The 739-nt window shown below is 55.6% G+C and carries 1 rRNA gene; it reads right to left on the bottom strand.

Going from position 1 to position 739, the window contains the following annotated elements:
• A 23S ribosomal RNA gene (locus tag NQ038_RS15180) occupies positions 1-739 on the bottom strand; the annotation flags it as partial.

The raw sequence follows: 739 nt of genomic DNA on the forward strand, positions 1-739 counted from the left end.
TTAACCTTCCAGCACCGGGCAGGCGTCAGTCCGTATACATCGCCTTACAGCTTCGCACGGACCTGTGTTTTTAGTAAACAGTCGCTTCTCCCTGGTCTCTGCGGCCACCACACACACATCAGACCGTAAAGATCCTTCACATGGGTGGCCCCCCTTCTCCCGAAGTTACGGGGGCATTTTGCCGAGTTCCTTAACCACGATTCTCTCGATCACCTTAGTATTCTCTACCTGACTACCTGTGTCGGTTTAGGGTACGAGCGGATCAAACCTCACGCCGATGCTTTTCTCGACAGCATAGGATCACCGGATCACCCCGCCTAAACGGGACGCCCATCAGCTCTCACCCTTATATGCCAGACGGATTTACCTACCTGACGGGCTACCACCTTAGACCACGACAACCACCGCGCGGCCCGGCTACCTTCCTGCGTCACACCACACGCTCACCTACACACCACCTCAGGTCCGAAGCACAACCACACACCCAACCCGAAGGCCAGACAGCAGTCACACCGCGTTAGTATCAGCAGCTTCAGTCTTTGACGGTCCTTCACCGGTACGGGAATATCAACCCGTTATCCATCGACTACGCCTGTCGGCCTCGCCTTAGGTCCCGACTAACCCAGGGAAGATGAACTTGACCCTGGAACCCTTAGTCATCCAGTGCACGGGATTCCAACCCGTGTTTCGCTACTCATGCCTGCATTCTCACTCGCATAGCCTCCACCACTCGATCACT

Origin of the sequence: Brevibacterium sp. 50QC2O2 (assembly GCF_024580675.1) — a bacterium.
In the GTDB taxonomy this organism is placed as follows: domain Bacteria; phylum Actinomycetota; class Actinomycetes; order Actinomycetales; family Brevibacteriaceae; genus Brevibacterium; species Brevibacterium moorei.